The following is a 907-nucleotide window of genomic DNA, read 5'->3' on the forward strand; positions in this document are numbered from 1 at the left end:
AGAGTCGGTTTCGAAACTCACGCTGACCGAGCCAAACGGCGTAGCATGAGCATGGCGGCGGCGGCGTAGAGGAAGGCTGCGGCGGATTTGAGGGTGGCTTCCACGTCCTTGGCCAGACGGCGGTTTCGATTGACCCAAGCGAAGAACCGCTCGACCACCCAGCGCCGAGGGAGGACGACGAAGCCGGACTGCCCGGCGATCTTGCTGACTATCTCGACGGTGATGCGGGTCGCCTCGGTGACACGGTGATGGTTATAGCCGCCATCGGCCCAGACCTTCTCGATGAACGGGAAGAGGCCGCGCGAGATTTGCAGCAACGCGCCGCCGCCATCACGATCCTGGACATCGGCGGTGTGCGGCTCGACAAGCAGCGGCCTGCCGTCAGTATCGACCAGAGCATGGCGCTTGCGACCTTTGATCTTCTTGCCAGCATCGTAGCCGCGCGGTCCGCCGCTCTCGGTGGTCTTGACGCTCTGACTGTCGATGATGGCTGCGCTTGGCGAGGCGTCCCTTCCGGCTCGCTCGCGATCGAGCGCGACCAGCGCATGGTTGATCCGCTCGAACAGGCATTCGTCACGAAACCGGGCAAACCAGCGGTAGACCGTCTGCCACGGCGGGAAGTCCTTGGGCAGCAACCGCCATGCAATCCCGCCGCGCAGAACGTAGAAGATGGCGTTCACGATTTCGCGCATTGGCCATTGCCGTCGCCGCCCCGTCGTGCGCGCCTCGGGAACAAATGCCGCGATCAGCGCCCACTCGGCATCGCTCAAATCCGTCTGGTAACGCTTCGAAACACGCGTATGCTGCACGCGGGTGGCTGGGGTCCACATCAAGATCTCCGGGTTGTCTGCAAAACCCCCGGAATCACACGAACCTCAGCCGCTCAACCCCTTTCGAAACGGCCTCT

Annotated in this window: 1 protein-coding gene; it reads right to left on the reverse strand. The window is 63.3% G+C overall.

The genetic code is table 11. The features are described from left to right. Positions 1 to 17: 17 nt before the first annotated feature. Positions 18 to 830, reverse strand: a complete 813-nt coding sequence (locus NTCA1_RS28330) for an IS5 family transposase (RefSeq protein WP_066213739.1) — start codon at positions 828 to 830, stop codon at positions 18 to 20. Between the last annotated feature and the right edge of the window lie 77 nt (positions 831 to 907).

It is taken from the genome of Novosphingobium sp. TCA1 (assembly GCF_009811895.1).
Classification (GTDB): Bacteria; Pseudomonadota; Alphaproteobacteria; order Sphingomonadales; family Sphingomonadaceae; genus Novosphingobium; species Novosphingobium panipatense_A.

Excerpts from the sequence above, each read along its gene's own strand:
- NTCA1_RS28330 (WP_066213739.1), bottom strand. The coding sequence starts at position 830 with ATGTGGACCCCAGCCACCCGCGTGCAGCATACGCGTGTTTCGAAGCGT.